Genomic DNA, 26,103 nt, shown 5'->3' with positions numbered 1-26,103 from the left:
ACCGTGGTCAGAAGACTACGGTCTGATTCCCGAACCGGATTACGCGGTCCTCACAGTGCCATAGCACCGCCCGCGACAACACCAGCCGTTCGACATCGGCACCCAGTCGCTGTAGGTCACCGACGGAGTGGCGGTGGTCCACCCGAACCACGTCCTGCTCGATGATCGGGCCTTCATCGAGATCGCCGGTCACGTAATGCGCTGTCGCGCCGACCAACTTGACCCCGCGCTCCTTGGCCCTGCGGTACGGCGCCGCACCGATGAACGCCGGCAGGAATGAATGATGGATGTTGATCAGCGGGCAGCCGACGGCGTCGAGGAACTCGGGAGTCAGGATCTGCATGTACCGAGCCAGCACCACCAGATCGACGTTGCCACGCAACAACTCCAGCAGCCGCTGCTCGGATTCGGCCCGGTTCTCGCGGGATGCCGGGACGTAGAGGAACGGCACTCCGAAAGCGCGGACCTGATCGGCGAGGTCGGGATGGTTCGAGATGACCATCACCACCGACATGTCGAGTTCACCGCGCCGGTTGCGCCACAACAAATCCAGCAGGCAGTGGTCCTCACGGGAAGCCATCAGTGCCACGCGCTTGGGTTTGGAGGCCTCGGTGAGACGGAAGTCCATTGCGAACGGCTCGGCCACCTGCTGCCTGAAATCACGTTCGAGGTCGTCGCGCACCGCGGCCAGGCCCGGCAGATGGAAAATCGTGCGCTGGATGAAGGTGCCGCCGGTCTGCTCGGTGGAGTGCTGATCCAGCGACACGATGTTCGCGCCGGCACCGGTGAGGAAGCCGCTGATCGCCGCAACCAGGCCGGGCCGGTCTCCGCACCGCAACAACAGCCTGCCGACATCGCGAGCCGGCAGGGCGGTGGTTTTCGGGTACTCCTGTGTCATCGACACCAGAATCTCATCTCGGCTCCCCCGGCGACACACAACCCGCCAATGCGCAGCCGATCCGAAAGGCCCGGCACCTCGCCAAGTCGACCGCCATTCACCGCGATGCACAATCCCACTAAGGGCTGGCTGAGAACCGTCACAGCAAAAGTCTGCGCCGCCGCCCGGGGAACACCCATTCGACACCTACGTCAATTCAAAATTTTTGCCATACTCGCGATCAACGGCGATATACGGCATAAATAGCGGCTGTCGAATTTGCCAAAATTGCATGTACCGGTGAGTAAATCGGTGATGCCCCGGCCGAATTCATCCCACGACCAGACAAGATTTCTCGGCTCGCTGGAATTCCACTGCGAGGCGGCGCAATACTCATCAGACGTATTCGCAACACCTCGCCGCACACCAAAATCAGCCGTCCAGCCGGAAGGAACGGCTGACCGACGAAATGGATTCCAGATGACCGCTCCCCAACTCGATGCCGTCGCCCGCCGCAACGTGACATTGGACGAAAGCCCAACCTGGTGGGACCCCGACAGCGAGTGCACGATCGTCGTGGCCCGCCCCCGCGCCGAGCGCGAACTGTGGAACGAATATGTTCGCGGAGCCCGGTCCAACTACCGCAAGCATGCGGTGGAGCAGGCTTTGGATCTGAAAGCCTTACGAACAGGCGAGGATACGGCGTTGTTCTGTGTCGGGATCAACAGCTCAGGCCAAGTTGTCGGCGGTCTGCGGGCCAAAGGGCCGTATCGGAGCGTCGATGAAAGCCACGCCACCGTGGAATGGAGCGGACAGCCCGCGCTCGACGCGGTACGCAAAATGATCGCCGACCGCCTGCCCTTCGGAGTGGTCGAGATGAAGACCGCCTGGGTGTGTGACGACCCAGAACAGAGTCGCGCGCTCACCGATACGCTGGCGCGCATGCCGCTGCATGCAATGACACTGTTGGACATTCAGTTTGGTATGGCCACCGCGGCCGCCTATGTGCTGAAACGCTGGCTGTCATCCGGCGGAGTGCTTGCCGCGAAGATCCCGGCGACGCCGTATCCAGACGAGCGGTACCAGACCAAGATGATGTGGTGGGACAGCAGAACTTTCGCCAACCACGCCGATGCAGGGCAGCTGTCGCGATACTTCGCCGAAGCCCAGCGAATCGGCGCGTACCCCCGAGCCGCCGGCTTCGACGCCCTCACCGCCACCGGGGCGCAGCGATGATCCCCGAGAACACCGATCCCGATCAATATCGGGCGATCTTCGTCGACGGCGAAGATCAAGGCGCAGATCATTCCGGTAGCACCCTCGACCAGTTGCGCCGGGACCCGCGTATCACCGTCATCGATGAATGCGGCCAGCAGCAGGCCGCATTGCGCACGCTGGTGCCTGCGGTCGATACCGAAATGCTCGACGAGCCGACCAGATGGGCGTACTACCCATGGCGTCGATGCCTGGTCCACATCCTGGGCCCGGCTGCATTCAATCGGTTACGCCTGGATCGCAACCGCAATCTCATCAGCGCCGAGGAACAAGGGCGGTTGTCGCGCCTGAAGATCGGCGTCATCGGCCTCAGCGTCGGACATGCCATCGCCTACAACCTCGCCACCGAGGGATTGTGCGGCGAAATCCGCCTCACCGACTTCGACGAACTGGAGTTGGCGAACCTCAACCGGGTGCCGGGCACCGTGTTCGATCTCGGTCTGAACAAGGCCGTCGTGGCCGCACGCCGGATCGCCGAGACCGATCCGTACATCGACGTTCGTATCGATCGCCACGGTGCGGTGCCGGAGTCCATCGATCACTTCCTGCATGGCCTCGACGTGGTCGTCGAGGAATGCGACTCGCTGGACGCGAAAGTCCTTGTCCGCGAGGCTGCCCGAGCCCGGCGGCTGCCGGTGCTGATGACCACCGGGGATCGTGGGCTGCTCGATGTCGAGCGGTTCGACCTCGAACCCGCACGGCCGATCCTGCACGGTTTGCTCGGCGACATCGCCGCCCGCGACCTGGCCGGGCTCAGCAGCAAGGACAAGGTGCCTCATGTCCTTCGGATTCTCGACGCGCCCGAGCTCTCACCCCGGATGGCGGCATCACTGGTGGAGGTCGGCAAGACGCTGAGCACCTGGCCCCAACTCGCCGCGGAGGTCGTACTCGGGGCGACCGTCGTCGCCAATGCCGTGCGGCGCATCGGCCTGGGCGAGCCGATGCCGTCCGGGCGGGTGCGCGTCGACGTCGCCGACGCGCTCGACCGCATCGGCGACCCGCTCTCCAGCGGGTCCGCACCCCCACCCGCATCCGTTCCCACGGAAGTCTGGTCCGAACCGACGGGGCTGGCAGACATCCTCACCGACGCCGCGACACGCGCGCCATCGGGCGGCAATGTCCAACCGTGGCACATCGAGGCGAGTGACGACCGGATCAACCTCCGGTTGGCGACGAAGTGCACCACGGCGATGGACGTCGGGTACCGCGGCAGCGCGGTGGCGCTGGGAGCAGCAGCGTTCAACGCCAGGGTGGCCGCCGCCGCACACAACCTGACCGGGCACGTGCGATGGTCCCGCGGTGACGAGGGCACACCCTTGTACGGAATCGCGGAGTTCGCCCCGGGCAGTGCGCCGGAGCTGGCCGAGCTCTATGAACCGATGCTGGCCCGCGAGACCAATCGCCTCCGGGGCACCTCGGCGCCGATCGCCGCCGGCGTGCTCGACAGCCTGCGCGCCGCGGCCGGCAACGAGGGTGCCGAACTCACGATCCTCGACGAACCGGCCCAGATCGAAACCGCCGCACGCATACTCGCCGAGGCCGACCGGATCCGCTATCTGACGCCGACGCTTCACCGGGAGATGATGTCGGAACTCCGCTGGCCCGGCGATCCGGCGTCCGATACCGGTATCGAGGTGACGACACTCGGTTTGGACCCGGCCGACATGGTGGTGCTGGACATCCTGCGCCGACCCGAGGTGATGGCGAAGTTGTCGGACTGGAACGGCGGCGCGGCGCTCGGCGACGACACCTACGAACGGGTCACCTCGAGCTCGGCGCTGGCGATCGTCACGGTCCGTGGCCGTCGGCTGACCGACTACGCACTGGCGGGATCGGCAGTCGAGGCCGTCTGGGTCGGTGCCCAACGGCACGGGCTGGCGGTTCAACCGGTGTCGCCGGTGTTCCTCTACGCCCACGACGACCGCGACCGCCAAGCGCTCTCGCCCGACCACGCCGATGCCCTGCGCGACCTGCAGTACGCTTTTCGCAGGTTGGCCGGCACCGAGCGCGACGAATTACAGGCGCTGGTGCTCAGGTTGTCCTACGCGCCGCGTCCGACCGTACGCAGTCGGCGCAGGGCCCGGGCGGGCTCGACGCCACAGTACGGCTGAGGCGGGTGCTGAGGTATAGGCGGAGGTATCTGGTGTCAGGCAGCCTCGAACTGCTCGTTACATCGGTTGCCACGCAATTGATGGCGGTTGACGCCGCGACCTCGGTCACGGTCAGCCAACAGGTGCTGGCCGAGCTGGTCTCGTTCTTCGACGTGGATGTGAGCTTCCTGCGCCACAACGATCACGAGGCGCACGCGACGCGACTGGTAGCCGAGTGGCCGCCGCGTCCGCAGGACACACCGACCGACCCGATCGCGATCATCCACTTCGCCGATGCCGACCCGGTGTTCGCGATGGCCGAGCACCTCAAGGAACCGGCCGTGTTCCGGCCCGAGCCGGCCACCGACGACTACCAGCGCACGATCGAGGCCGGACGCCACATCCCGAGCACCTCGATGGCCTGCGTGCCGCTGTTGTCCGCCGACGTCACCACCGGCGTCCTGGGGTTCGTCAAGTTCGGCGACCGTGAGTGGCTGCCCGCGGAACTCAACGCACTCAAGGCGATCGCCTCATTGTTCGCCCAGGTGCAGGCACGTATCGAGGCCGAGGACCGGTTGCGTTACCTCGCGGATCACGACCACCTCACCGGGCTGCACAACCGACGTGCGCTCATGGCCCACCTGGAGGCCCGGCTGGCACCGGGCCAACCCGGTCCGGTCGTGGTGATGTTCTTCGACCTGGACCGGCTGAAGGCGATCAACGACTATCTGGGCCACACCGCCGGAGATGCCTTCATCAGCATCCTGGCCGAACGGTTACAGCGCGGCGACGACCAACCCAAGCTCATCGCGCGACTCGGTGGTGACGAGTTCGTCGTCGTCCCTGCGGCATCGATGACCGTCGAGGCGGCCACCGCACTGGCCTACCGACTCCAATCGGTGCTGCGCGAGCGGGTGACCATCGACGGCGAGATGCTCACCCGCACCGTCAGCATCGGCCTGGCCGAAGGAATGCCGGGCCGGGACTCCACGTCCGATCTGCTCAACCGGGCCGACCACGCGGTGCTGACCGCCAAGAACTCCGGCGGCAACCGGGTGGCGGTGTTCTCCGACGCAATGGCGATGGAGATCGACTTCCGCAACGACATCGAGTTGCACCTGCAGAGCGTGATCGAGAGCGGCGCGCTCGTGTTGCACTACCTGCCCGAGATCGACATGCGTACCGGCGAGGTGCTGGCCGCCGAAGCCCTGGTCCGCTGGCAGCACCCGACCCGAGGCCTGCTGTCCCCCGACTCGTTCATCGGTGTGGCCGAATCCATCAACCTGGCAGGCGAATTGGGGCGCTGGGTGCTCCGGAACGCGTGCGCCGAGTTCGCCCGGTGGCGGTCCAACGGTGTCGGCCGCAACATCGTGCTGCGGATCAACGTGTCCCCGGTACAGCTGGTGACCGACGGATTCGTCGAATCTGTGGCCGGCGTCATGAAGGAGTTCCGTCTGCCCCGCGGATCGGTCTGCTTGGAGATCACCGAGAGCATCGTGGTGCAGGACATTGAAACCACCCGCTCGACACTGACCGGACTGCACAAGGTGGGCGTGCAGGTGGCCATCGATGACTTCGGCACCGGCTACAGCGCGCTATCGCTGTTGAAGTCTCTGCCGGTCGACACCCTCAAGATCGACCGCAGCTTTGTCGCCGGACTCGGTTCAGATCCCGGTGATCTACCGATCGTGCGTGCGGTGATCGCCTTGGCCGGAGCTTTCGGGCTCCAACTGGTGGCAGAAGGGGTGGAGACCGAACGTGCTGCGCTGACGCTGTTGCGGCACGGCTGCTACCGCGCGCAGGGCTTCCTGTTGTCCAGGCCGATTCTCGGCCAAGAGATGGCCGCGCTACTTGCGAGGGGGCGGGTACCGGTGCATTTCTCGGCCGCGCCGCGCATGTGACCGACCCGACTCACGCTTCGAGTCGTGCGTCCCACCGGAGCTGCAATAGCCCGATCCCGCTTCGCCCTGCCCGACCTCCAGCAGTTCCACCCGGCCGAATCTGCTCGCGCTGTAACCGACCAGGCCCACCTGCAGGAGTTTGCCGGGTTCGATGAGCTGAGCAGCCGTCGAGGTCGAGGCACCATGAAGTTCCGTCGATACGGCCACGCCGTGATGAGCCCGCAGGGTCGACGGACCGTCGGCGGTATCGAGCACCGCGCCCAGCACCTCGCCCTCCTCGAACACGAGGCGCTGCAGGGTGGCGTTGTCCACGATCGGGATCTGCCGGTCGCGTACCTGCGCCGACAACCAGTCACCGAGCACCGCTGCGGTGCCCGCGTCCGGGTCGGCCTCCAGCGCGCCCAGCATCTTGACCTGGATCTCCTCACCGGTGCCGGACGTCATCGAGGTGGTACCCCGGTCTGCCAACCGCGTGTAGAGCACGCCGTAGGGAGAAGTCAGGCATCGCTGTGCCCAGTCCTGCAGCCGAGCACCGTAGAACGGCGCGATCCGACCACGTCGGGAAACCGGGGTCCATTCACTGACCGCGCGGACCGTCAGGGCGGGGTCGTACTCGGCGTCGGCGAGAGGTTGCAGATCCGCAGAGAGGGCATCGAAGTATTCACGGGTCTCGGGATCCTCGATGCCCACGCCCAACCACGGTGCCTCCGGTCCGGGCGTCACCGATCGAGGGACACCCGGACGCACGATGTGCACGTCAAGCCCGGCATCCGCCGCCGCGACGGCCGCGGCCAACGCTCCCAAGCCCGAGCCACAGCAAACGACGTCGACTTCGTCATCCCACATCGGCTAGCGCCACTCCGACTGAACCATGGGGCGCATGATCAAGATCGAACGATCTTGGTAGACACCAGAATTTGAGGTCGCCATGGCCCGCACCGGGATTCGAGGGGGATTGCCGGTGCAGGCCATGGCAACGTTTCCAGGATAGCCCTTGGCTACTGCCGACCGCCAAATGGTGGCGCTCGCCACAGCGCCCGCGGCCGTGGCGAACGCCACCGCCGGGCGGGCAACCCGCGACGAACCAAGAGTTATCACCCTAAGCACGATACATACCTTTAGAATGTTATGCACGTACGGTGAAGACTTTGAGTCTGCTGGTGGCGACGATGAAATCAGACCGCGGCCGCCTGCCGACCAAAGCCAGGAAGGCCCCGTGGTGACCGAGCAGCTCGACCGGCGAGCAGAGCTGACCCGCCTCCAGATCCTGCAGGCGGCAGCGCGACAGTTCGCCCACACTCCCTACAGCCTGGTCAGCCTCGACGACATCCTGGCCGATGCCAACGTCACCAAGGGCGCGCTGTACTTCCACTTCCGGTCCAAGCACGCACTGGCCGTCTCGATCGTCGAACATCGGACCGAGCGCGCCCAGAAGGCGATCGAGGACGTCCTGGCCCGCAACCTGTCCGGAGCGGAGACGTTGATCGATCTCTCTGCTCTGGTTGCCGCCGAAGACATCGGCGATCCCGTCGCCCGCGCATGCCTGAACCTCGTCGAATCCATCGGCCGGGCCGATGACCTGGGCCCGCGGGTGCTGAACGAATGGGTACAGGGCTTCGCCGGTATCGCCAAACGGGCAATCGGCGAAGGCGATTTCACCGCCGACACAGACCCCGAGGCGGTCGCCCGGTTACTCGTGTCGATATACCTGGGTGTGCGTCAGACCAGTGACCTCGACGATCCACCACGGTTTCTCACCGACCTCGAACACAGCTGGCTGCTGGCGATGGCCGGGTTCGTCGAGCCGGACCGGCTCGGCTACCTCAAACAATTCATCCGACGTCGCACCGCAGTGGGCATCAAGAAGGTGGCACCACTGCAACACCGCCCAAAGTGATAGGAACGCCACAATGGCACGCCAGGCTCGATCCGAGCTGACCCGGCAGAAGATCATCACGGCCGCTGTCGACCTGTTCAGCGCGCACGGCTACCCGGCAACAGGGCTCGGCGACATCATCGCGCAGGCCCAGATGACCAAGGGCGCGCTGTACTACCACTTCGATTCCAAGGAGTCCCTGGCCGAGGCGATCATCGACGACGGCGGCACCGCCTTACTGACCACATTCCGCACCATCGCCGAATCCTCTTCCCCGGCTTTGGAAAACACCATCCACGGATTGTTGGTCGTGGCCGACGTCACCCACTCGGACAAGGTCGCCCAGATCGGCATGCAACTGCTGCGGACGTTCAGCGGTATCAATCCCGCCGCTACGCGGGTGTACACGACCTGGCTCGACGAGCTCACCCAACAGTTGACCCAGGCCGCCGATGAGGGCGACCTGAGAGAAAACCTGGATGTCGTGAGCGCCGCCGAGGTGATCCTGGGCTCCATGCTGGGGGCCGAGGCACTGGCGCGGGCCACCACGACCGGCACCGACCTGCGCGAACGCGTGGCCCGAACGTGGGATCTGCTGCTGCCGGCAATCGTGAGCCGGGAGTCGCTGGACTACTTCCGCGAGTTCCTGGCACGCGAATCGCTGCGGCGGGCGAAAGCCGCGGGATAGTCCTACAGCTCGTCGGCCCACAACTGCTCGGTGAGGTCCTCGAACGTCGCCAACGCCACCGGATCATCGCCCCGCAACAACGCCGATTTGCTCATCCGCGCCCGCACGATCGACCCGTCGTGATGGACGAGATCTACGAGCAGGCCGGCATTGGCCCGCATCACCGACACCGCCGACGCGTCGGCGGGGAGCGAGTGGAACACCTCAGCAAACGGCATGTTCTTGACCGCGTCGGCACCGCGGCCCACCATCTCGCCGAAGGCACTGTTCGCGAAGAGGATGGTGCCGTCCTCGGCGATAGCCAACACCGGCACCGGGAACCTCTCCAGCACCACCAGGGCAGGCAGGTTCTGTAGCAGTGTCATCGGAGATTGGGGGTCCTGACCGCTTTGGCGACGATCCACGCCCTCGATTATCGCCCGTGGCCGCCGCCGGCACCACCACCGCCCAGCAACGTCGCGCCCGCACGGGGCGGCCGCACGTCGCGGGGTGGCCTGCGCCACTTGACTAACTAGGTTTACTCTGTGGAGCGACACCAGCAGACAGGGGCAGGCATGGACCTGAAGTGGTCGACGAGCGACCAGGAATTCCGCGACGAGGTTCGCAACTTCCTCGCCGAGAAGCTGACTCCCGAACTCCGCCGCGCGGGTCAGTTGATGACCAGCGTGTATGCCGACCACGACGCCAGCATTGCCTGGCAGAAGATCCTCCACGAGCGGGGATGGGCCGCCCCGGCCTGGCCGGTGGAACACGGCGGTTGCGATTGGAGCCTGACGCAGCACTACATCTTCAGCCGCGAATCGACCCTGGCCGGCGCCCCGTCGCTCTCGCCCATGGGCATCCGCATGGTCGCTCACGCGATCATCACATTCGGTACGCAGGCACAGAAGGACTACTTTCTTCCCGGAATCCTGACCGGCGAGGTGTTCTTCTGCCAGGGCTACTCCGAGCCCGAGGCCGGCTCGGACCTGGCCGCGCTGTCGATGGCCGCGGTGCCCGATGGCGACGACCTGGTGTGCACCGGCAGCAAGATCTGGACCACCCACGCCCAGGAAGCCAACTGGATGTTCGCGCTGGTGCGCACCACCCGTGGCGCCAAGAAACAGCAGGGCATCACGTTCGTGCTGATCGACATGACCTCGCCAGGCATCGAGATCCGTCCACTGGTCATGACTTCCGGCGAAGAGGTGCAGAACCAGGTCTTCTTCGACGAGGTCCGGGTTCCGAAGTCCAATGTGATCGGCAAGATCGACGACGGCTGGACCGTGGCCAAATATCTACTGGAATTCGAACGCGGCGGCGGCGCCAACGCGCCCGCGCTGCAGGTGCTGGGTGACGAAATCGCCGCGGTCGCCGCCGAAATGCCCGCACCGGCCGGGGGCCGGCTGATCGACGACCCGGCCTTCAGTCGCAGGCTCGCCGACGCCCGGATCCGCACCGATGTGCTGGAGATCCTGGAGTACCGGGTGCTGGCCGCGGTCGCCGAGGGCGGTCATCCCGGCACGGCGTCGTCGATGCTCAAGATCCTGAGCACCGAACTGAGCCAGACGCTGACCGAACTGTCCATGGAGGCCGCCGGCCCGCTGGCCCGTGCCTACCAGCCGCACGCCACCTTCCCGGGCGGCCCGGTGGCCGAGTACGAGCCTCCCGCCGACGGCTATCACAGCGGAGCACCGTGGCAGGCGGTCGCCCCACTGCGGTACTTCAACGACCGGGCCGGCTCGATCTACGCCGGCAGCAACGAAATTCAGCGGAACATTCTCGCCAAGGCAGAACTGGGGCTCTAGATGGACTTCAACCTGACCAACGAACAGGAACTGCTGCGCGACGGGCTGACAAAGTTCCTGGCCAGCCGCTACGACCTGGCGTCGAGCCGTGCCGCGGCCAAGACCGGCCCCGGGTGGCAGCCCGAGATCTGGCGCGGCTTCGCCGACGAACTGGGAATCCTGGGTGCCACTCTGCCCGAGGCGGCCGGTGGCATCGGTGGCGGTCCGGTCGAAACCATGGTCATCGCAGAGGCTTTGGGCCACGCCCTGGTGATCGAGCCGTTCGTCGACACCGTGGTGGTGGCCGGTGGCCTGCTGCACCGGTCCGGCAACACGACCACCGCGGCCCTGCTGGAGCACATCGTGGCGGGTTCGGCCATCATTGCGCTGGCGGCCACCGAACCGGCCTCCGGGGACAACTGGCGCGACGTGTCCACCACCGCACGTCGTGACGGTGATGTGTGGGTGCTCAACGGTTCCAAGGTGATGGCCGTCGACGCACCGCTGGCCACGCACCTGCTGGTGACGGCACGTACCTCGGGGGAACGTGCCCACACCGACGGGATCTCCCTGTTCCTGATCGATATCGACTCGCTGACAACGGGATTCACCGCGCACCACTACCGCACGGTGGACGATCGCCGGGCATCGGACCTGACGTTCTCCGACGTCCGGTTGCCTGCCGGGGCATTGTTGGGGACCGAGGGTCAGGCCTGGCCGTCACTGGAGTTGGCTCACGACGAGGGAGCCGCTGCGGTGTGCGCCGAAGCCGTCGGCGGGATGCGCAAGGTGCTGGCCGACACGGTCGAGTACTGCAAACAACGCCAGCAATTCGGCTTGCCCATCGGCAGCTTCCAGGCGTTGCAACACCGGATGGTCGACATGCACATGGAGGTCGAACAGGCGGCGGCAGCGGTGTATCTCGCGGTGCTGAACCTCGATGCCGAACCCGCGCAACGGGCCAAGGCGGTGTCGGCGGCGAAGGCCACCATCGGCCGGGCCGCGCGCTTCGTCGGGCAGAACGCCGTGCAGCTGCACGGCGGCATGGGCATGACCGAGGAACTGGCGATCGGTCACTACTTCAAGCGGCTCACCGCGGTCCAGTACGAGTTCGGGTCAACCGACTACCACGTCGGCCGCTACGCGGAGCTGACCCGGGGCTGAGGGTGTTGCTCGTGTTCCAGACGTCCGTAGTCTGAACCGGGTGAGTCTGCGGGGCTGGCTGCTGCTGGGCGCCATGAGCATCATCTGGGGCATCCCGTATCTGCTGATCAAAGTCGCCGTCGAAGGCGTCTCGGTGCCCGTGCTGGTCCTGGCCCGCACGGCCGTCGGCGCAGCCGTGCTGCTGCCACTGGTGATGTCGCGCACCGCCTGGGCACCGGTGCTGCGGCATTGGCGTCCCGTGCTGGCGTTCGCGTTCTTCGAGATCGTCGCGGCGTGGTACCTGCTCTCGGATGCCGAACGCCGCCTGAGCAGCTCCCTGACAGGTCTGCTGATAGCCACCGCCCCGATCATCGCCGCGGTACTCGACCGGCTCACCGGCGGAGAACGGTTGGGCGCCAAACGAATCACCGGGCTTGGGGTGGGTCTGGCCGGGGTGGCTGTGCTCGCCGGACCCGGGCTGGCCGGTGGGCACGGCTGGCCGATCGCCGAAGTGCTGTTGGTGGCAACCTGTTACGCCATTGCGCCGCTGATCGCCGCACGCTACCTGGGTGACGTGCCCACGCTTCCGTTGACCGCGGCCTGTCTGACGGTCGCGGCCCTTATCTACACCGCGCCGGCGTTGATGACCTGGCCCGACCAGATGCCATCGCGGCATGTGCTCATCGCACTGGCCGCCCTGGCCGTGATCTGCACCGCCCTGGCATTCGTGGTGTTCTTCGCGCTGATCCGTGAGGTGGGAGGCGCGCGGGCGCTGGTGTTCACCTACGTGAACCCGGCCGTCGCCCTGGCCGCCGGGGTCATCGTGCTGGGCGAGCCGCTGACCGTCTACAACATCGCCGGGCTGGCGCTGATCCTCGCCGGTTCGATCCTGGCGACCCGAACACCACGGGATACCGATCCGGAGATCGAGCCAGAGGAAGTCAGCCGCGCAGGCCCGCGCTGAGCATCTCCTCGATCGACACGAACTTCACCCGCGGCCGCGCGGCCTGCACACCACGGTCCCGTTCCGCGGCATCGATCGCTCGCCAGCCCGGCCAGCTCACCGGCTCGGCACCCCGCGAGACCAACAGGGCGGCAAGCGATTCGCGGTCCTCGACATCATGGTCCAGCAGACCTGCATCGAAATCCGCCCACAGCTGCGCCACTGTCTGCTCAGCACACAGCCGGTTCGTGCCGATCACGCCACGAGGCCCACGCTTGATCCAGCCGGTCACGTAGACACCTGGCACCGGCGGCCCGTCGATGACACGACCGGACTCATTGGGCACGGTCCCGGAGTCCTCGTCGTAGGGCAGACCGGCGACGGGCAGACCGCGATAGCCGATCGAGCGCAGGATCAGCGACGTCTCGATCACCTCGGCGCCGTGCATGTCGCTGCGGACCTCCAACCCTTCGGCACGGTCGGCGCCGCGGATGGCGACCGGCGAGGCGCCGAAGCGGAACACCACGCGCTTGTTTCCAGGCGTCGGGCTGCGTTGCGCGTATTCGCGCGCGATCGCGAGCTTGAATGAGGCTTCGATGTCGTCGTGCCCGTCATCGGCGGGAAGGTCATGCGGATCCACGATGACGTCGACACCGTCGAGGTGGCCCAGGGCCAGGAACTCCCCCGCCGAGAACGCGGCATGCCCGATGTCACGTCGAGCCAGGATCACGACCTCACGAATCATGCTGTCGGCCAGGGCATCCAGGGTGTGCTGAGCGATATCGGTGGCAGCGAGCGCGGCCCGGTCCATCAACAGCACCCGGGCGACATCGAGGGCGACGTTGCCGTTACCGACGATGACCGCCCGCTCGCCCGACAGGTCGAACTGGTGCGCGGCGTGGTCGGGATGCCCGTTGTACCAACCGACGAACTCGGCCGCGGCGTGGTGGCCCATCAGATCCTCGCCGTCGATGCCCAGTCGCCGGCTGGTGGCCGCACCCACCGCGTAGATCACCGCGTGGTGATGCGCCAGCAGCTCATCATGGTTGATGGTGCGACCAACCTCGACGTTGAAATGGCTGGCGAACCGCGGGTTGGTGAACGCCCGCTCGAAGATGTCGACCACCGACTTGGTGTGCTGGTGGTCGGGGGCCACGCCCGCCCGGATCAAGCCGAACGGCGTGGGCAGCCTCTCGAACAGATTGATCTCCACGCCGTCGACCCCGATCAGCTCGGCGGCGGCGTAGCAGGCGGCCGGCCCAGATCCGACGATGGCGACCCGCAGCGACCCCGTCTCGACCCGTGCCCTCGAAGCCGGCGCGGGGACGCTCACCGGCTCGAGCGGATGACGCTCGAAATAGGCGGCATTGAGGTCCTTGAACCGCTGCAGTTCGCCGGGCAGATCCTCTTCGTAGTGGATCGCACCGACCGGGCACTCCTCGAAGCAGGCTCCGCAGTCGATGCACGATTCCGGGTCTATGTAGAGCATCTCGGCCGACGCGGAATCCAGGCCGCCCTCAGCCGGACGGATGCAGTCGACCGGGCACACCGGCACGCAGCTGGCGTCCTTACAGCAGTTCTGCGTGATCACGTAAGCCATCAGACCTCCCCTTCCAATCTGCCGCCGAGCGTACTGGACAACTGTCCGGTTTAGCGAGCCGATAGCCTCGGCGCACCCATCCTCCAGCGGTCGACCTGCGCGGATCTCAGTATTGAAAATGTGTTGATACAGGCAGTTTCAGAAGATGATTGCCAACTCCGCCTAGGGTCTATATCTTGGACACATGTCCAGGCAAGCGGTGGCTACGGTCACTCGCCTACACGACGCACAATGTCAGCGCACGCGCATGCACCGTCGCGTCTTCGGTGCCGCGTCACAGCTCCTCGATGCGCAGACCGATGTCTCGGTGCCGGCCCTGGCCGCGCGGGCAAAACTCGCGCCCGCCGCGTTCTATGCACACTTCCCCTCCATCGAGGTGGTGTTCGCCGAGCTGTACCTGGATCGGGTGATTCAGCTGCCGCTCGACGTGGATCCCGCGGCCAGTACCACCGACCGGGTCACCGAGCAGCTCACCGCCCTCACACTGTTGATGGCCGATGAGCCTCGATTGGCGCGCGCCTGCACCCGGGCATTGGTGAGCACCGACGATGAGATGGTCGACGATGTACGTGGGCGGATCGCCGCCGAGATCACCCGTCGGATCTCCACCGCCTTGGGCGGCGGGGCTTGGCCCGAGGTACTAGCCACGCTGGAATCGGTGTTCTGGGGCGCGCTGCTGCAGGCACAATCGGGTGCGATGAGCTACCGGCAGATGGCCCGCCAGCTCGAAACGATGATTTCGTTGATCGTCCCTGGAGGCTGACGGGCCTACGCCGGATCACACCATCGCGGCCAACCAACCCCGGTACTCGGTGATGTCACGGCCTTGGGTGGGTGCGGTGTGGTCACAGCCGAAGCCGGTGATCCAGCTGCCGTCCTCAAGCTCCACCTTCCCGAGCAGCATCGGTGCGGGCAACTCAGCCAGGAACTCGCCGAGTGCGGCCGGGGACAACAGCCACAGTTCTCCGACGATCGGCGCACCGTCCTCGTCAACCCGGGTCACGCCGGGCTTGGGCGGAACAGTGTCGAGGGCGTAGAGACGATAGTGCGGCGCGGTGGTGATCGGCCCCGCCCAACGCGCGCCCCGGCCGGTGAGCTGATGTTCCAGCGGCTGCCCGCGCAGATGCGCGCCGAACACGGCGAGCTCGGTGAGCGGCGCGCCGCCCGACTCGGGCCAGGTCCCGGTCGACGGAGCGTCGAGGAAACGGGCGGCCAGATCGGCGACGACACCGTCGTGGAAAGCCGGTGCCAGCAGGGTGATTCCGAACTGGGCACCATCGGTCACCGTCCCCGCCGGAACTGCGATGGCGCACATGTCGAAGAGGTTGCAGAAGTTCGTGAACCGGCCCATCCGGGAGTTCACCGCGACTGGATCAGCCGCGACCTCGTCGATGCGTGGATGCTCTGGAGCCGTCGGGACCATGAGCGCGTGGCATCCGGCGAGCTGCGCCAGCGCCTGACCGCGAAGTTCCTCGACCTTGCGGCGGTCACGCAACAGATCGGTCGCCGAATACCTCCCTGCCGCAGTGATGATCGCCGCCACCGTCGGATCCAACCCGGCATCAACGCCCGCTGTGCTGACGAACTCCCCGACCGCATCCCACCTTTCGGCAACCAGAGCGCCACAGTAGAGCAGCTCGGCTGCGGCGAAGAAGTCATCCATCGGAACCGTCAGGATGTCGAAACCGGCGGCCTTCGCCTGGCGCACGGAGGCATCGAAGGCGGCCCGCCATTCCTCATCAAGTCCCGACAACTCATCTGGTATCGCGACTCGGGGCGTCACCGGCGCGGCGAACGAAACATCGGCCGGCCACTGCCGTTGCGGTGCACCGGCACTCATCACGGCCATCGCCGACTGGGCAGTGGCCAGGTCAGCGGCGAAGATCGTCACACAGTCATAGCTCGCGCACGCCGGGACGACACCCACGGTGGAGACGAGGCCAACCGTGGGCTTGATCCCGACGATCCCCTGCAGCCCGGCCGGGACCCGGCCCGACCCGGCGGTGTCCGTGCCGATCGCGATGTCGGCGAACCCGAGTGCGACGGCTACCGCAGAACCGGAACTCGACCCGCCCGAAATGTAGTCGGGTCGGCGGGAATCGCGCACGGCGCCATGGGGACTGCGAGTTCCCACCAACCCGGTGGCGAACTGGTCGAGGTTGGTCTTCCCGATGACGACGACACCGGCGGCCTTGAGAGCGGTCACCGCCGGTGCGTCGGCATTGGGAATGTAGCTGAAGTCCGGGCACGCCGCAGTGGTGGGTACCCCAGCGACGTCGACGTTGTCCTTGACGGCAAGCACCAACCCGGCCAGGGATCCACCCCCCGCAAGCGCCGCACGGTGTTCGGCCTCGACCTCGGCCTGCGGACGCAGGTGGATGAACACCTCCGATCGGCCGCTGTCCTCAATCTGGCGGTAGATCTCGGCAATCCGGCTCACGCAGGCTCCTTTCGTGCGAATTCTCCTGCCGCAGACCAACGCTTGCGCTCTTCGGCCCGCGCTACCTCCATCGCCGTGCGCTTCACGGCAATGTCCTCGGCGTTGGCAGCCAGGAACTGTTCGTGCTCGGCCAGCGAGAACGTTCCGTCGGTGATCTCGACCTGGCCGCGTCCGGCGGCCATGTCGGCGCGCAGGTCCAGCAGCTCCTCGGCGGACACCGGATACCACTGGATCCGGTCGAAAAACCGTAACAGCCACGGGTGTTCGGGGTCGAAACCCTGGGCCACCAGGGGGTGACGATGGTTCCAGATCTGCGTGGTGCGGCCGACGAACTGGTATCCGCCCGGCCCCTCCATCCCGTAGATGCACAGGTACGCCCCACCGATTCCGACCGCGTTCTCCGGGGTCCAGGTCCGCGCTGGGTTGTATTTGGTGGTCACCAGACGGTGCCGCGGATCCAGCGGTGTGGCGACCGGGGCACCCAGGTACACATCACCGAGGCCGAGCACCAGATATTCGGCGTCATAGACGATTCGGTGCACATCGTCGACCGAGTCCAGACCGTTCATCCGACGGATGAACTCGATATTCCACGGGCACCACGGTGCATCGGCCCGCACTCCGTGCATGTAGCGTTCGATCGCCTCCCGGGTGGACGGGTCATCCCAGCTCAGCGGCAGCCGTACGGTGCGGCTCGGCACCACCAGATCCTGTGCGGGAGGCAAAGAAGCTTCAAGCTCGGCCAGCAGCGGCACCAGTTTCGATTGCGGAAGCCGGACGGGGTCAACCTTGACCTGGAGTGAACGGATTCCCGGTGTGAGGTCGATCAGTCCGTCCGGCCGGTGCTGTTCCAGTGCATGGTGCAGCGCATGGGCACGCGCCCGCAATGCCAGGTCCAGTCGCATCTCACCATATTCGACCAGGATGTTGTCATCCCCGATCCGGCGATAGGTGACGGCTGTTGTGCCATCCGATGAGGTTGTGCCGGAGATGATTCCGTCGTCCTCATCGCCGCCGCCGGAAAACACGGCGGGGATGGAGGCGCGCCGGGCTTGGCCTACCGAGGCGGGCGATGCCGCCGCCGCCGCCTTCACCGGGACGAACCGGATCGTGGCGCCGGGCGCGAGTTGGCCCAGTTTCCAGCGGTCGGCTGCGGTCACGGTGACCGGGCAGACGAACCCGCCGAGGCTCGGACCGTCCGGGCCGAGCAGGATCGGGGTGTCCCCGGTGAAGTCGAGCGAGCCCACCGAGTAGGCATTGTCATGGATGTTCGACGGGTGCAGCCCGGCTTCCCCACCGTCGGGGCGGGCCCATTCCGGTTGAGGACCGATCAGCCGCACACCGGTGCGATCGGAGTTGAAATGCACCTCGTAGTCGTGATTGAGCAGCGTGTCGATGTCGTTGCGGGTGAAGAACTCCGGCGCCGAATGCGGACCGACCGTCACCGCGATGTACCAGTGGTGACCGATGGCCGGCTGCTCCTCGAACAGGATCCGCCTGCGGGTACCCGCAGGTGCCTCGGCAGTTTCCAGCTTGTCCCCCACCGCCAGCGCCCGGCCCTCGTGCCCGCCGAACCGGCCGAGTGTGAATGTTGAAGCGCTGCCCAGGTATTCATCGGCGCGCAGACCGCCGGCCAACGCGATGTAGATCCGCAGTCCCGGGCCGTCGACCATACCGACATCCAGAACCTGACCGGCCTCGACCAGCACCGGAACCCACTGGGCAACACGCGTGCCGTCGACACTCACCCTCGTCGGGGCACCCGTGACACACACCCAGGTGTCGGTGTCGAAGCGCAACGCGGGGCCGCCCATCGTGGCTTCGAGACCGGGCGCGCCCTCCGGGTTGCCCACCGCGGCGTTGGCCAGGCGGAAGGACACATCGTCCATCGGTCCCGACGGAGGCACACCGATCTGCCAGAACCCGGTCCGCCCGGGCCAGTCCTGGATCGTGGTGGCCATGCCGGGCCGGATCACCTCCAGGGTCGTCATGGGCGGGTCACGACCATCCGCACGGCTGTCGGGTCGAATCCGTTGCACGGGTTGTTGATCTGCGGGCAGTTCGACACCAGCACCAAGGTGTCGATCTCGGCCCGTAGCGACACCGCCTTGCCCGGTGCCGACAGGCCATCGACGATGCCCAGTGCGCCGTCGCGATCAACCGGCACGTTCATGAAGAAGTTGATGTTGCTGACGATGTCGGCCTTGGTCAGGCCCCACCTGGCGCCTTCACCGACGAAGTTCTCCACACAGGCATGCTGGTGTTTGGTGTGGTGTCCGTAGCGCAAGGTGTTCGATTCCTGTGAGCAGGCCCCGCCGAGAGTGTCGTGGTTGCCGACTTCGTCGTCGATGATGGTCAGCATCGGCTCGCCGTCACTGTCACGCAGCACCGAACCGGTGGTCAGGAAGATGTTGCCCTGGGCCGCGATGGTGGCCGGGGCGCTGTAGCGCACGGTGTGGTCGTCGGCCCCGTAGAACAGGGTGTCCACGGCCTGATTGCCGTGCAGGTCAACGATGGTGAGCATATCCCCGGCGCGGACGATCTTCGCCCACGCGGCGCGTGGCGCGACGATTTCATCGACGATGGTGTGGGCAGCGGTCACGGTCATCGGGCACTCCAGACATCTTCGGAATTCAGATAGGCGCGTTGGTATTCCGGATCGCGGTCACCGACCGTTTCGCCGATCTCGGCCAGATCACCCGGCGCGGACCAGGCCAGCACCTCCAGGGAACCGACGGTGAACTGCGGTGCCGGGTCCAGGGGGTGCGCGGTATTCGCCAGCGCCACGATCAGCGGCAGATGGGTGATCAGTTCGATGGCCGTGCCGGCGCCGGCCGAGCCGGTGGACACCAGCGTGCCGTCGGCTTCCACCCGGACTCCGTGGAAGAACGACACGCTGGGTGCGACGTCGCGTCGGGTCAAGCCGTTCTTGAGGGCGGCCAGCGCAAGCAGCTCACGGCCAGACGGGCTCGTCGACTCCACTTCGCCCGCACCGTATTTGGTGGCGTTGCCGGACCGGGTGGTGGTGCCGCACAGGGCATCGTGGTGGCCGGAGGTGTCGGATACCAGGGTGGCCAGCACCCGGCCTTGGTCGCTGAGCAGCGGATGTCCCGACGAAAGATAGGCCTGCCACGGCACTTTCACGGTGTCGGCGACGTTGAGCCGCTCCCAGGGTGCGTCGGCTCGCCACAGCAGCAGGTGGGCACACGCGGTGCCGTCCAGGTCACGCAACCGTAGCCGGGTGCCACGGGCCAACACCTTGCTGGTGTAGCGACCACCGGGAACCGTTTCAGCCCAGGTCAATTGCTCGGCGGTGACATTCTGCGGCGGTGTGGGCCAGGCGGAGGCCGGCACCACCGGCATCGAATCGGTGAGGGTGCCTGCCTGTGATCGGGCGTGATCGCGGGCACCGGCGGTCGTCGCTGTGGTCATCTCAGGCTCCGATCGTGACGGGTTTGGGGTGGGTCTTGCCGCGGGGGAAGCAAAGTGCGCCGAGCGCGACCGCGGCCGCGATGCTCAGCGGTCCGGCCCACTGCAGGATCGGCATATCCCCAGCGGGGTTGAAGATCTCGGCTCGGGGCCAGCCCAGGTTGACGATCATCACCGTGCCGTAGAGCACCGCCAGGACATTGACGGCGACACCGAACTTGCCGAGCGAGAACAGCGGTAGCCCTTCGGCATCGACCTGGTTGCGCTGGGCGGGCCAGCCCTTGAGCCGCCGGTACAGCAGCGGCGCGGTCACCATCAGGTAGGCCAGGTAGATCAAGATGATGCAGACACTCGCCAAGGTCGCGAAGATCGCCGAATTGCCGACGTTGACCAGCAGCACCCCGATGCACAGCAGGCCGATGAGCACCGACGGCCAGATCGGGGTCCCGGTGCGGCCGTTGACCTTCGACAGGATCGCCGAGGCCGGCAGGCGGCCGTCGCGGGCCATCGAGAACATCAACCGAGAGGCGGCAGTCTGAATTGCCAAGGTGCAGATGGTGATCGCGATGCACACGTCGATCAGCAGCACCGTGCCCCACGGTGAGGACAGCACGGTGTCGAGCACGTACGGCAGGCCTTCGGTGGCCAGGCGGCCGTCGGTCAGGCTCGGCGCCGCCATCAGGGCGCCGAGGATCATGAGCCCACCGCCGAGCGCCGACACCGACAGGGCCAGCCGGATGGTGCGGGGCGCGACCCGACGGGGATTGCGGGTCTCCTCGGCCAGCTCGCCCGCCGAGCCGAAGCCGACCATTACGTAGGCGGCCATCAGCCCGCTCATGATCCAGGCCCAGACGTAGCCGGGTTGTCCGCCGGCGTGACCGGTGTCGAACACCACCTGCGGTCCCCGCTGAGCGTGGGTGAAGAACACCCCGATGACCGCGATGACGCCCACGATCTCGCAGACCACGCCGGCGCTGTTGACCCGTGACATCCATTTGACGCCGAGACAATTGATCGTCGTGGTGACGACCAGCAGGACGGTGCCGAGTAGGACCGCGTTGGCGGCCCCGCTCGGTGAGGTCAGGGCCGCGTCCTCGCCGATGAGCTGGAATCCGGACCAAATCGTGGGCAGCACCACCTGTAGGGCGATCGCCGCGGCCGAGGCGGTGACGATCTGCGCCAGAATCATGAACCAGCCGCCGAACCAGCCGATCACCTCGCCACCCATCCGGCGGGACCACTGGTAGATGGCTCCCGAGATCGGGTAGCGTGCGGCCAGCTCGGCGAAGCACAGTGCCACCAGAAACTGTCCGAGGAACACCGCGGGCCAGGTCCAGAAGAAGGCCGGGCCGCCGAAGCCGAACCCGAGGCCGAACAACTGGAAGATCGTGGTCAGGATCGACACGAACGAGAAGCCCGCGGCGAACGATTCGAACTTGCCGAGCCGACGGTGCAACTGCTGGTCGTAACCAAACTCGGCCAGGTCGTCATGGTCGCCAAAATGGTCGGCCACATCTCCCTGGTTCTCGGTAGCACTGCTGGTCATAGGCGTTTCTCTCAGGCTCGGGGGCGGTGCCGCCAGCTCTTTTAACTGTCACTCGATAGATAAGCGCCTTGGCGTGTCCGAGCTGTCACCCACGTGTTTCGTTCATGTAGCGAGCGGTAATCATTGCGTTGCCGAAACCTCACCGGGCTGTTCGCCTGTCACAATCGCCGACATGGCTGCGGCTGCGTTGGACGATGCCCGCCGGCGCATTGCGTCGGCGGACAGCGAGGCCGCGCTCGTGGCGGCCACCGCCTCCGCCCACGATGCGGTGCGCATGGTCGTCGACGCCCGGGTCGGGGCCGCCTCTGTTGCCGCGGCGTGGTCGGCCGTCGCCCGTGCCGCGCTGGCGACCGCGGCACGACTGGTGGACCCCCGCGGCGGCTGGTACGCCTCGGGCAGCGTCGGCCGCGGCGACGCCCTACCCGGATCGGACCTGGAGACCCTGGTGGTCCACAGCCCCGACGTCACATCGGCATCAGCCCTGGCCCGGGCGGTACATGTGCATGAACTGCTGGGCTGTTGCGGGTTCCGGGCCGACGACAACGGTGCGGTGGCCTCCCGGGTGCGCTTCAACCGCACCGCCCAGGAGTGGGCGGTCGGCATCGGCGGGTGGGCTGCCGACCCCTCCGCCGACCGGGGTGTGGTGATGATCGGCCTGCTGGCCGACGCGCTGCCCCTCGGGACGTGGCCCGATCTGCGCGATCAAGCCGGCATCGCGGCGCGGGCTCAACCGCCGTCCCTGGCGGCGATGCTTCAGGACGCCACTTTCGTCCGCGCCCACGTCCCGTCCCGGCTGCGATTACTGACCTCGGGCGACAGCACCGTCGACGTCAAACATGCCGCTGTCGACCCGGTCGTCCGGATCGCGCGCTGGGCCGCGCTCAGTTGCGGATCCGACGCGCTGCCCACCGCCGACCGGATCGCCGCCGCCGCGGGTACCCGGTACCTCGATCCCGACGACGCCCGGGTGCTCGCGAAATGTCACGCGATCGGATCCAGCATCCGCTGGCGGGCACGCGCCGCACGCTGGAACCCCGCGAGCGCCGATGACCACGTCGACGAGCGCGTCGAAATCTCAGATCTCCCACCGCAGGACCGCACGGCGCTGCGCAGCATCGGACGTGAACTCGCCGGAGTCCGGCGCAAGCTCGTGTACCTGGCGTCGACGTCGACGTTCTCCACGTGGTAGCCGAGACCACCGTGGCCGGGCGCCATGCCCTGACCCAGACGATCGCCGCCGAGCGCCTGGAAGGCTGGCGGCCCACACCGGAGCAGATCGCCTCCCTGACCGCCTTGCTCACCGGTGCGGTTACCTACGGCGAGTACCTCGCGCCGCACCTCCCCCACTCACTTCCACCGTCGCGCCGGCGGGTGTTCGCGCGGCGCCGGCCGTACTTCGTCCCGGGAACAACACTGTTACGCAACAACTTCGGCGTGCAGGATGCCACGTTGCTCGCGCAGCTGGAATTCGTGGCGACCGCAGGCCGGGTCCTGCAGGTGCATCTGCGTTGCAGGGACTCGGATCTGGATGTGCGGTCACTGCACCGGCAGGTCTTCGGCGACGTGTACGCGTGGGCCGGCGAGCCCCGCATCGTCGAACTCCGAAAAACCGACAGCTCGTTCGGCTCATGCGCCCGCATTCCGGCCGCTCTGGAGGAATTGCACGTCGAGATCATCAGGCTCGCCGACGAGGGCACTCAGATCGACGATGGCACACTGTCCTACCGGCTGGCCCGAATCTATGCCGACTACAACCAGATCCATCCGTTCCGTGAAGGCAACGGACGCACCGGGACCCTGCTCCTACATCTGCTCGCCGCGCGGGCCGGGCGCCGGTTGTTTCTCGAGGAGATGACCCGCTCGGAGTGGATCGATGCGTCCCGGGATTCGATGCCGTTCCGGCGGGACGGGCGCGCCGACCCACGGCCGTTCGTGGCGGCGTTGCGCGGACGACTGCGACCGGTAGAGGTATTGGATGCCGATGTCTGACAACCTTCCCGCGGGCGGCTACGGATCGGGATCCGTGAGATAGCGCTGCACGGTTGGCCCCATCCAGGCCACGAGGTCATCGATACTGGCCGAAGCCATCGGCTCGATCTTGAGCTGATACCGCGCGAACGCCAGGCCCACCAGGTGCACCGTCACCAACTCGGCCCGCAGCTCGGCATCGTCGACGCCGAATTCCCTGGCAACCCGCTGAGCCACCGGCCCGGCCAGAGCATCGTGTAAGAGCTTGCGCGCCAACGGTTGAATCCCCGCCGATCGCCACACCGTCAGCAACGGGTCGAAGGTCCCTCCCTCATCCCACCGCTGAATGACATCACGGACCAGTCGCGCGCCGATGTCGTCAGTTCCCTCGTCGAGCAGATTCGCCAGCTGATGCAGCGGGTGTTGCGGAGTGTCGAGCACCGACGCGGTGAACAGGCCCTCCTTGTTGCCGAAGTGGTAGTAGACCATCGCGACGTCCACGCCCGCGTCCGCGGCGATCCTGCGGACGGTCGCCTGCTCGTAGCCGTCGCGCATGAAGTGCTCGCGGGCCGCGTCGACGATCCGCTGCTTGTTCTGTTGGCCCGTGCGCCACCGGCCGCTACGCCCGGTCTCCGACATGCCTCGAAGTTTAGTTCAACAACCGTTGACCTATGCGGAACCCGAGGCGTAGCGTTTTCTTCAACAACAGTTGAAGAAAGGGGTTCGACATGACACAACGGCGACTCTGGTGGCGGCACACCATCTCGGTGCTGATCGCGCCGGCAACGATGACGATCTTCATTCCGAGCCTGATCATCTGGCTGACCGGCACGAAGGCGCCTGACCTGACCACCGCTTCGGGTCTCCTGCTCGCCCTCACGGGCGCAGCGTTGATCGCGTTCGGGCTGTGGTTCCTGGTGTGGACGGTGATCCTGTTCGACCGCATCGGCAAAGGCGCATTGGCCATCGGATCGCCGGTGAACCTGGTGGTGGAAGGGCCGTATCGGCACGTCCGCAACCCGATGATGACCGCGGTGTTCTGCATCCAGCTCGGTACCGCGGTGGCCACGGCCTCCCCCTGGCTGTTCGGCTGGTTCGCGCTGTTCTGCACTCTGACGATGATTGCGATCCCGGTCTTCGAGGAACCCCACCTCCGCAAACGGTTCGGCGCCCAGTACGACGACTTCCGCCGAAATGTTCCCCGGTGGATACCGCGTCCGACCGCGTGGGTTCCCGCCCATGGCGGCTGAGGGTCCGGCACTTTCGCATCACCCTGCGTCGATCTCTTCAGGCAGGTCAGACTGGGTTGGACACTCGCAGCGGCTCCCGCCCGGGATTACCCGGGTGTGAGCTCGCGTTGTCGCCAGGGACCGCGACTGAAAGTGAGAACCGTCGATGGGCACCCCAATGCACCTCGCCGTCGCACTCGACGGCACCGGCTGGCACCCGGCATCCTGGCGCGAGCCGCCGGCCCGGCCCACCGAAGTGCTGACACCGCGGTACTGGACTGACCTGGTCAGCCAGGCTGAACGCGGCCTACTGGATTTCGTCACGATCGAAGACGGACTCACGTTGCAGTCCGATCATCCGTTCCGCCCCGATGACCGCACCGACCGCGTGCGCGGGCGCCTCGACGCCGTACTCATCGCCTCCCGCGTCGCACCCCGCACCCGCCACATCGGCCTGGTGCCCACCATCATCACCACCCACACCGAGCCGTTCCACGCTTCCAAGGCCATCGCGACACTCGACTACGTGAGCACCGGCCGGGCCGGGGTACGGGTCCAGGTGTCCTCCCGCCGGGATGCCGCGGCGCACTTCGGCCGGCGCCACCTGTCCGAGGACCGTGCCACGCTCACCGCCGAATTGTTCGGCGAGGCCGCAGATTACGTGGAAGTGCTACGGCGGTTGTGGGACAGCTGGGAGGACGACGCCGAGATTCGCGACGTGGCCAGCGGACGATTCGTCGACCGGAACAAGCTGCACTACATCGATTTCGAGGGCAGCTCGTTCTCCGTGAAAGGCCCCTCGATCACCCCACGCCCGCCGCAGGGCCAACCCATCGTGGCCGCGCTCGGCCATGTCGACCCCGCCTACCAGCTCATCGCGGGCAGCACGGACGTCGGATTCGTCACCCCGCACAGCGCCGATGAGGTCACCTCACTGGTCGACACCATCGCCGCGCTTCGCCCCGCACAGTCCCCGCCCGCGCGGGTTTTCGCCGATCTGGTGGTGTTGCTGGACGACACGCCTGACGCGGCGCGCGCACGACGCGAGCGTCTCGACGAGCTCGCCGGAACCGAATATCGCAGTGACGCCCAGATTTTCGTCGGCACCCCGGAGAAGCTGGCCGACCTGCTGCAGGACTGGCACTCTGCCGGCGCCACCGGATTCCGGCTGCGCCCGGCGTCCCTGCCGCACGACTTGCAGCAGATCACCGACGGATTGGTGCCCCAGCTGCAGCGCCGCGGACTGTTCCGTGAGACCTACGAAGCATCCACGCTGCGCGGCCTGCTCGGCCTGACCCGGCCCGTCAACCGCTACACGACCGTCTGACAGCG

General features: G+C 66.6%; 23 protein-coding genes. 13 read left to right on the top strand and 10 right to left on the bottom strand.

Annotated elements, in window-relative coordinates:
• Positions 1 to 7: 7 nt before the first annotated feature.
• Positions 8 to 898: a formyltetrahydrofolate deformylase gene (purU, locus tag ACZY08_RS13290; RefSeq protein ID WP_463744415.1), complete on the bottom strand. Its 891-nt coding sequence runs from the start codon at positions 896 to 898 to the stop codon at positions 8 to 10.
• A gap of 459 nt (positions 899 to 1,357) precedes the next feature.
• On the opposite strand from purU, the gene ACZY08_RS13285 reads away from it, so the two are divergent.
• The 3 genes from ACZY08_RS13285 to ACZY08_RS13275 are packed head-to-tail and all read left to right on the top strand — an operon-like array spanning position 1,358 to position 6,143.
• Complete coding sequence (locus tag ACZY08_RS13285) at positions 1,358 to 2,113, top strand: hypothetical protein (RefSeq protein ID WP_463745258.1); 756 nt, start codon at positions 1,358 to 1,360, stop codon at positions 2,111 to 2,113.
• Positions 2,110 to 4,263: an Rv1355c family protein gene (locus tag ACZY08_RS13280; RefSeq protein WP_463744416.1), complete on the top strand. Its 2,154-nt coding sequence runs from the start codon at positions 2,110 to 2,112 to the stop codon at positions 4,261 to 4,263. The genes ACZY08_RS13285 and ACZY08_RS13280 overlap by 4 nt, the downstream gene beginning before the upstream one ends.
• Positions 4,264 to 4,295: 32 nt before the next feature.
• A complete protein-coding gene (locus ACZY08_RS13275; RefSeq protein ID WP_463744417.1) occupies positions 4,296 to 6,143 on the top strand; it encodes a putative bifunctional diguanylate cyclase/phosphodiesterase in 1,848 nt (615 codons plus the stop codon).
• Here ACZY08_RS13275 and ACZY08_RS13270 read toward each other — a convergent pair.
• The gene (locus tag ACZY08_RS13270) at positions 6,090 to 6,989 is read right to left on the bottom strand and encodes an FAD-binding protein (RefSeq protein ID WP_463744418.1); all 900 of its coding nucleotides are present in this window, start codon (positions 6,987 to 6,989) and stop codon (positions 6,090 to 6,092) included. The genes ACZY08_RS13275 and ACZY08_RS13270 overlap by 54 nt on opposite strands.
• 373 nt (positions 6,990 to 7,362) lie before the next feature.
• Here ACZY08_RS13270 and ACZY08_RS13265 point away from each other — a divergent pair, with 373 nt between their 5' ends.
• Positions 7,363 to 8,040 (top strand): TetR family transcriptional regulator, encoded by a 678-nt coding sequence (locus tag ACZY08_RS13265; protein ID WP_463745259.1) that lies wholly within the window; start codon positions 7,363 to 7,365, stop codon positions 8,038 to 8,040.
• A gap of 13 nt (positions 8,041 to 8,053) precedes the next feature.
• The gene (locus ACZY08_RS13260) at positions 8,054 to 8,707 is read left to right on the top strand and encodes a ScbR family autoregulator-binding transcription factor (RefSeq protein WP_463744419.1); all 654 of its coding nucleotides are present in this window, start codon (positions 8,054 to 8,056) and stop codon (positions 8,705 to 8,707) included.
• Positions 8,708 to 8,709: 2 nt separating this feature from the next.
• On the opposite strand, the gene ACZY08_RS13255 is transcribed toward ACZY08_RS13260, so the two are convergent.
• On the bottom strand, positions 8,710 to 9,072 hold the full coding sequence (locus tag ACZY08_RS13255) for a PAS domain S-box protein (protein ID WP_463745260.1): 363 nt from the start codon (positions 9,070 to 9,072) through the stop codon (positions 8,710 to 8,712).
• A gap of 189 nt (positions 9,073 to 9,261) precedes the next feature.
• Here ACZY08_RS13255 and ACZY08_RS13250 point away from each other — a divergent pair, with 189 nt between their 5' ends.
• From ACZY08_RS13250 to ACZY08_RS13240, 3 genes are read left to right on the top strand one after another with little or no spacing between them, the layout of a single operon-like run.
• A complete protein-coding gene (locus ACZY08_RS13250; protein ID WP_463744420.1) occupies positions 9,262 to 10,494 on the top strand; it encodes an acyl-CoA dehydrogenase family protein in 1,233 nt (410 codons plus the stop codon).
• Positions 10,495 to 11,637, top strand: a complete 1,143-nt coding sequence (locus ACZY08_RS13245; protein WP_463744421.1) for an acyl-CoA dehydrogenase family protein — start codon at positions 10,495 to 10,497, stop codon at positions 11,635 to 11,637.
• A 40-nt stretch (positions 11,638 to 11,677) separates the two neighbouring features.
• A complete protein-coding gene (locus ACZY08_RS13240; RefSeq protein WP_463744422.1) occupies positions 11,678 to 12,580 on the top strand; it encodes a DMT family transporter in 903 nt (300 codons plus the stop codon).
• On the opposite strand, the gene ACZY08_RS13235 is transcribed toward ACZY08_RS13240, so the two are convergent.
• On the bottom strand, positions 12,558 to 14,159 hold the full coding sequence (locus ACZY08_RS13235; protein WP_463744423.1) for an FAD-dependent oxidoreductase: 1,602 nt from the start codon (positions 14,157 to 14,159) through the stop codon (positions 12,558 to 12,560). The two genes, ACZY08_RS13240 and ACZY08_RS13235, sit on opposite strands and share 23 nt — an antisense overlap.
• A 247-nt stretch (positions 14,160 to 14,406) precedes the next feature.
• Here ACZY08_RS13235 and ACZY08_RS13230 point away from each other — a divergent pair, with 247 nt between their 5' ends.
• Positions 14,407 to 14,922, top strand: coding sequence for a TetR family transcriptional regulator (locus tag ACZY08_RS13230; RefSeq protein ID WP_463781803.1), 516 nt, complete (start codon positions 14,407 to 14,409; stop codon positions 14,920 to 14,922).
• A 15-nt stretch (positions 14,923 to 14,937) separates the two neighbouring features.
• Here the strand turns inward: ACZY08_RS13230 and atzF are convergent, their stop codons facing one another.
• From atzF to ACZY08_RS13205, 5 genes are read right to left on the bottom strand one after another with little or no spacing between them, the layout of a single operon-like run.
• Positions 14,938 to 16,599: an allophanate hydrolase gene (gene atzF, locus ACZY08_RS13225; RefSeq protein WP_463744425.1), complete on the bottom strand. Its 1,662-nt coding sequence runs from the start codon at positions 16,597 to 16,599 to the stop codon at positions 14,938 to 14,940.
• Complete coding sequence (locus ACZY08_RS13220; protein WP_463744426.1) at positions 16,596 to 18,590, bottom strand: 5-oxoprolinase/urea amidolyase family protein; 1,995 nt, start codon at positions 18,588 to 18,590, stop codon at positions 16,596 to 16,598. Before ACZY08_RS13220 ends, atzF begins: the two co-directional genes overlap by 4 nt.
• Positions 18,587 to 19,207, bottom strand: coding sequence for an urea amidolyase associated protein UAAP2 (locus ACZY08_RS13215; RefSeq protein WP_463744427.1), 621 nt, complete (start codon positions 19,205 to 19,207; stop codon positions 18,587 to 18,589). The genes ACZY08_RS13220 and ACZY08_RS13215 overlap by 4 nt, the downstream gene beginning before the upstream one ends.
• The gene (locus ACZY08_RS13210) at positions 19,204 to 20,031 is read right to left on the bottom strand and encodes an urea amidolyase associated protein UAAP1 (RefSeq protein ID WP_463744428.1); all 828 of its coding nucleotides are present in this window, start codon (positions 20,029 to 20,031) and stop codon (positions 19,204 to 19,206) included. Before ACZY08_RS13210 ends, ACZY08_RS13215 begins: the two co-directional genes overlap by 4 nt.
• Before the next feature lies 1 nt (position 20,032).
• Positions 20,033 to 21,574, bottom strand: coding sequence for an amino acid permease (locus ACZY08_RS13205; RefSeq protein WP_463744429.1), 1,542 nt, complete (start codon positions 21,572 to 21,574; stop codon positions 20,033 to 20,035).
• Between the two features lie 172 nt (positions 21,575 to 21,746).
• On the opposite strand from ACZY08_RS13205, the gene ACZY08_RS13200 reads away from it, so the two are divergent.
• The gene (locus tag ACZY08_RS13200; RefSeq protein WP_463744430.1) at positions 21,747 to 22,763 is read left to right on the top strand and encodes a putative nucleotidyltransferase substrate binding domain-containing protein; all 1,017 of its coding nucleotides are present in this window, start codon (positions 21,747 to 21,749) and stop codon (positions 22,761 to 22,763) included.
• Positions 22,757 to 23,563 (top strand): Fic family protein, encoded by an 807-nt coding sequence (locus ACZY08_RS13195; protein WP_463744431.1) that lies wholly within the window; start codon positions 22,757 to 22,759, stop codon positions 23,561 to 23,563. The genes ACZY08_RS13200 and ACZY08_RS13195 overlap by 7 nt, the downstream gene beginning before the upstream one ends.
• A gap of 18 nt (positions 23,564 to 23,581) precedes the next feature.
• On the opposite strand, the gene ACZY08_RS13190 is transcribed toward ACZY08_RS13195, so the two are convergent.
• Positions 23,582 to 24,181: a TetR/AcrR family transcriptional regulator gene (locus ACZY08_RS13190; protein WP_463744432.1), complete on the bottom strand. Its 600-nt coding sequence runs from the start codon at positions 24,179 to 24,181 to the stop codon at positions 23,582 to 23,584.
• A gap of 89 nt (positions 24,182 to 24,270) precedes the next feature.
• Here ACZY08_RS13190 and ACZY08_RS13185 point away from each other — a divergent pair, with 89 nt between their 5' ends.
• Positions 24,271 to 24,792: a methyltransferase family protein gene (locus ACZY08_RS13185; protein WP_463744433.1), complete on the top strand. Its 522-nt coding sequence runs from the start codon at positions 24,271 to 24,273 to the stop codon at positions 24,790 to 24,792.
• A 145-nt stretch (positions 24,793 to 24,937) separates the two neighbouring features.
• Positions 24,938 to 26,098 (top strand): LLM class flavin-dependent oxidoreductase, encoded by a 1,161-nt coding sequence (locus tag ACZY08_RS13180; protein WP_463744434.1) that lies wholly within the window; start codon positions 24,938 to 24,940, stop codon positions 26,096 to 26,098.
• Positions 26,099 to 26,103 lie beyond the last annotated feature (5 nt).

The organism is Mycobacterium sp. IDUB_9 (genome assembly GCF_055419505.1).
Note: the sequence above shows the minus strand (reverse complement) of the source record. Positions and strands in the feature narration are given on the sequence as shown.

What these genes read in the sequence shown, in the direction of transcription:
- purU (WP_463744415.1), bottom strand. Translation starts at nt 898, where the DNA reads ATGACACAGGAGTACCCGAAAACCACCGCCCTGCCGGCTCGCGATGTC.
- ACZY08_RS13285 (WP_463745258.1), top strand. Translation starts at nt 1,358, where the DNA reads ATGACCGCTCCCCAACTCGATGCCGTCGCCCGCCGCAACGTGACATTG.
- ACZY08_RS13280 (WP_463744416.1), top strand. Translation starts at nt 2,110, where the DNA reads ATGATCCCCGAGAACACCGATCCCGATCAATATCGGGCGATCTTCGTC.
- ACZY08_RS13270 (WP_463744418.1), bottom strand. Translation starts at nt 6,989, where the DNA reads ATGTGGGATGACGAAGTCGACGTCGTTTGCTGTGGCTCGGGCTTGGGA.
- ACZY08_RS13260 (WP_463744419.1), top strand. Translation starts at nt 8,054, where the DNA reads ATGGCACGCCAGGCTCGATCCGAGCTGACCCGGCAGAAGATCATCACG.
- ACZY08_RS13255 (WP_463745260.1), bottom strand. Translation starts at nt 9,072, where the DNA reads ATGACACTGCTACAGAACCTGCCTGCCCTGGTGGTGCTGGAGAGGTTC.
- ACZY08_RS13250 (WP_463744420.1), top strand. Translation starts at nt 9,262, where the DNA reads ATGGACCTGAAGTGGTCGACGAGCGACCAGGAATTCCGCGACGAGGTT.
- ACZY08_RS13245 (WP_463744421.1), top strand. Translation starts at nt 10,495, where the DNA reads ATGGACTTCAACCTGACCAACGAACAGGAACTGCTGCGCGACGGGCTG.
- ACZY08_RS13235 (WP_463744423.1), bottom strand. Translation starts at nt 14,159, where the DNA reads ATGGCTTACGTGATCACGCAGAACTGCTGTAAGGACGCCAGCTGCGTG.
- ACZY08_RS13230 (WP_463781803.1), top strand. Translation starts at nt 14,407, where the DNA reads ATGCACCGTCGCGTCTTCGGTGCCGCGTCACAGCTCCTCGATGCGCAG.
- ACZY08_RS13220 (WP_463744426.1), bottom strand. Translation starts at nt 18,590, where the DNA reads ATGACGACCCTGGAGGTGATCCGGCCCGGCATGGCCACCACGATCCAG.
- ACZY08_RS13215 (WP_463744427.1), bottom strand. Translation starts at nt 19,207, where the DNA reads ATGACCGTGACCGCTGCCCACACCATCGTCGATGAAATCGTCGCGCCA.
- ACZY08_RS13210 (WP_463744428.1), bottom strand. Translation starts at nt 20,031, where the DNA reads ATGACCACAGCGACGACCGCCGGTGCCCGCGATCACGCCCGATCACAG.
- ACZY08_RS13205 (WP_463744429.1), bottom strand. Translation starts at nt 21,574, where the DNA reads ATGACCAGCAGTGCTACCGAGAACCAGGGAGATGTGGCCGACCATTTT.
- ACZY08_RS13200 (WP_463744430.1), top strand. Translation starts at nt 21,747, where the DNA reads ATGGCTGCGGCTGCGTTGGACGATGCCCGCCGGCGCATTGCGTCGGCG.
- ACZY08_RS13190 (WP_463744432.1), bottom strand. Translation starts at nt 24,181, where the DNA reads ATGTCGGAGACCGGGCGTAGCGGCCGGTGGCGCACGGGCCAACAGAAC.
- ACZY08_RS13185 (WP_463744433.1), top strand. Translation starts at nt 24,271, where the DNA reads ATGACACAACGGCGACTCTGGTGGCGGCACACCATCTCGGTGCTGATC.
- ACZY08_RS13180 (WP_463744434.1), top strand. Translation starts at nt 24,938, where the DNA reads ATGGGCACCCCAATGCACCTCGCCGTCGCACTCGACGGCACCGGCTGG.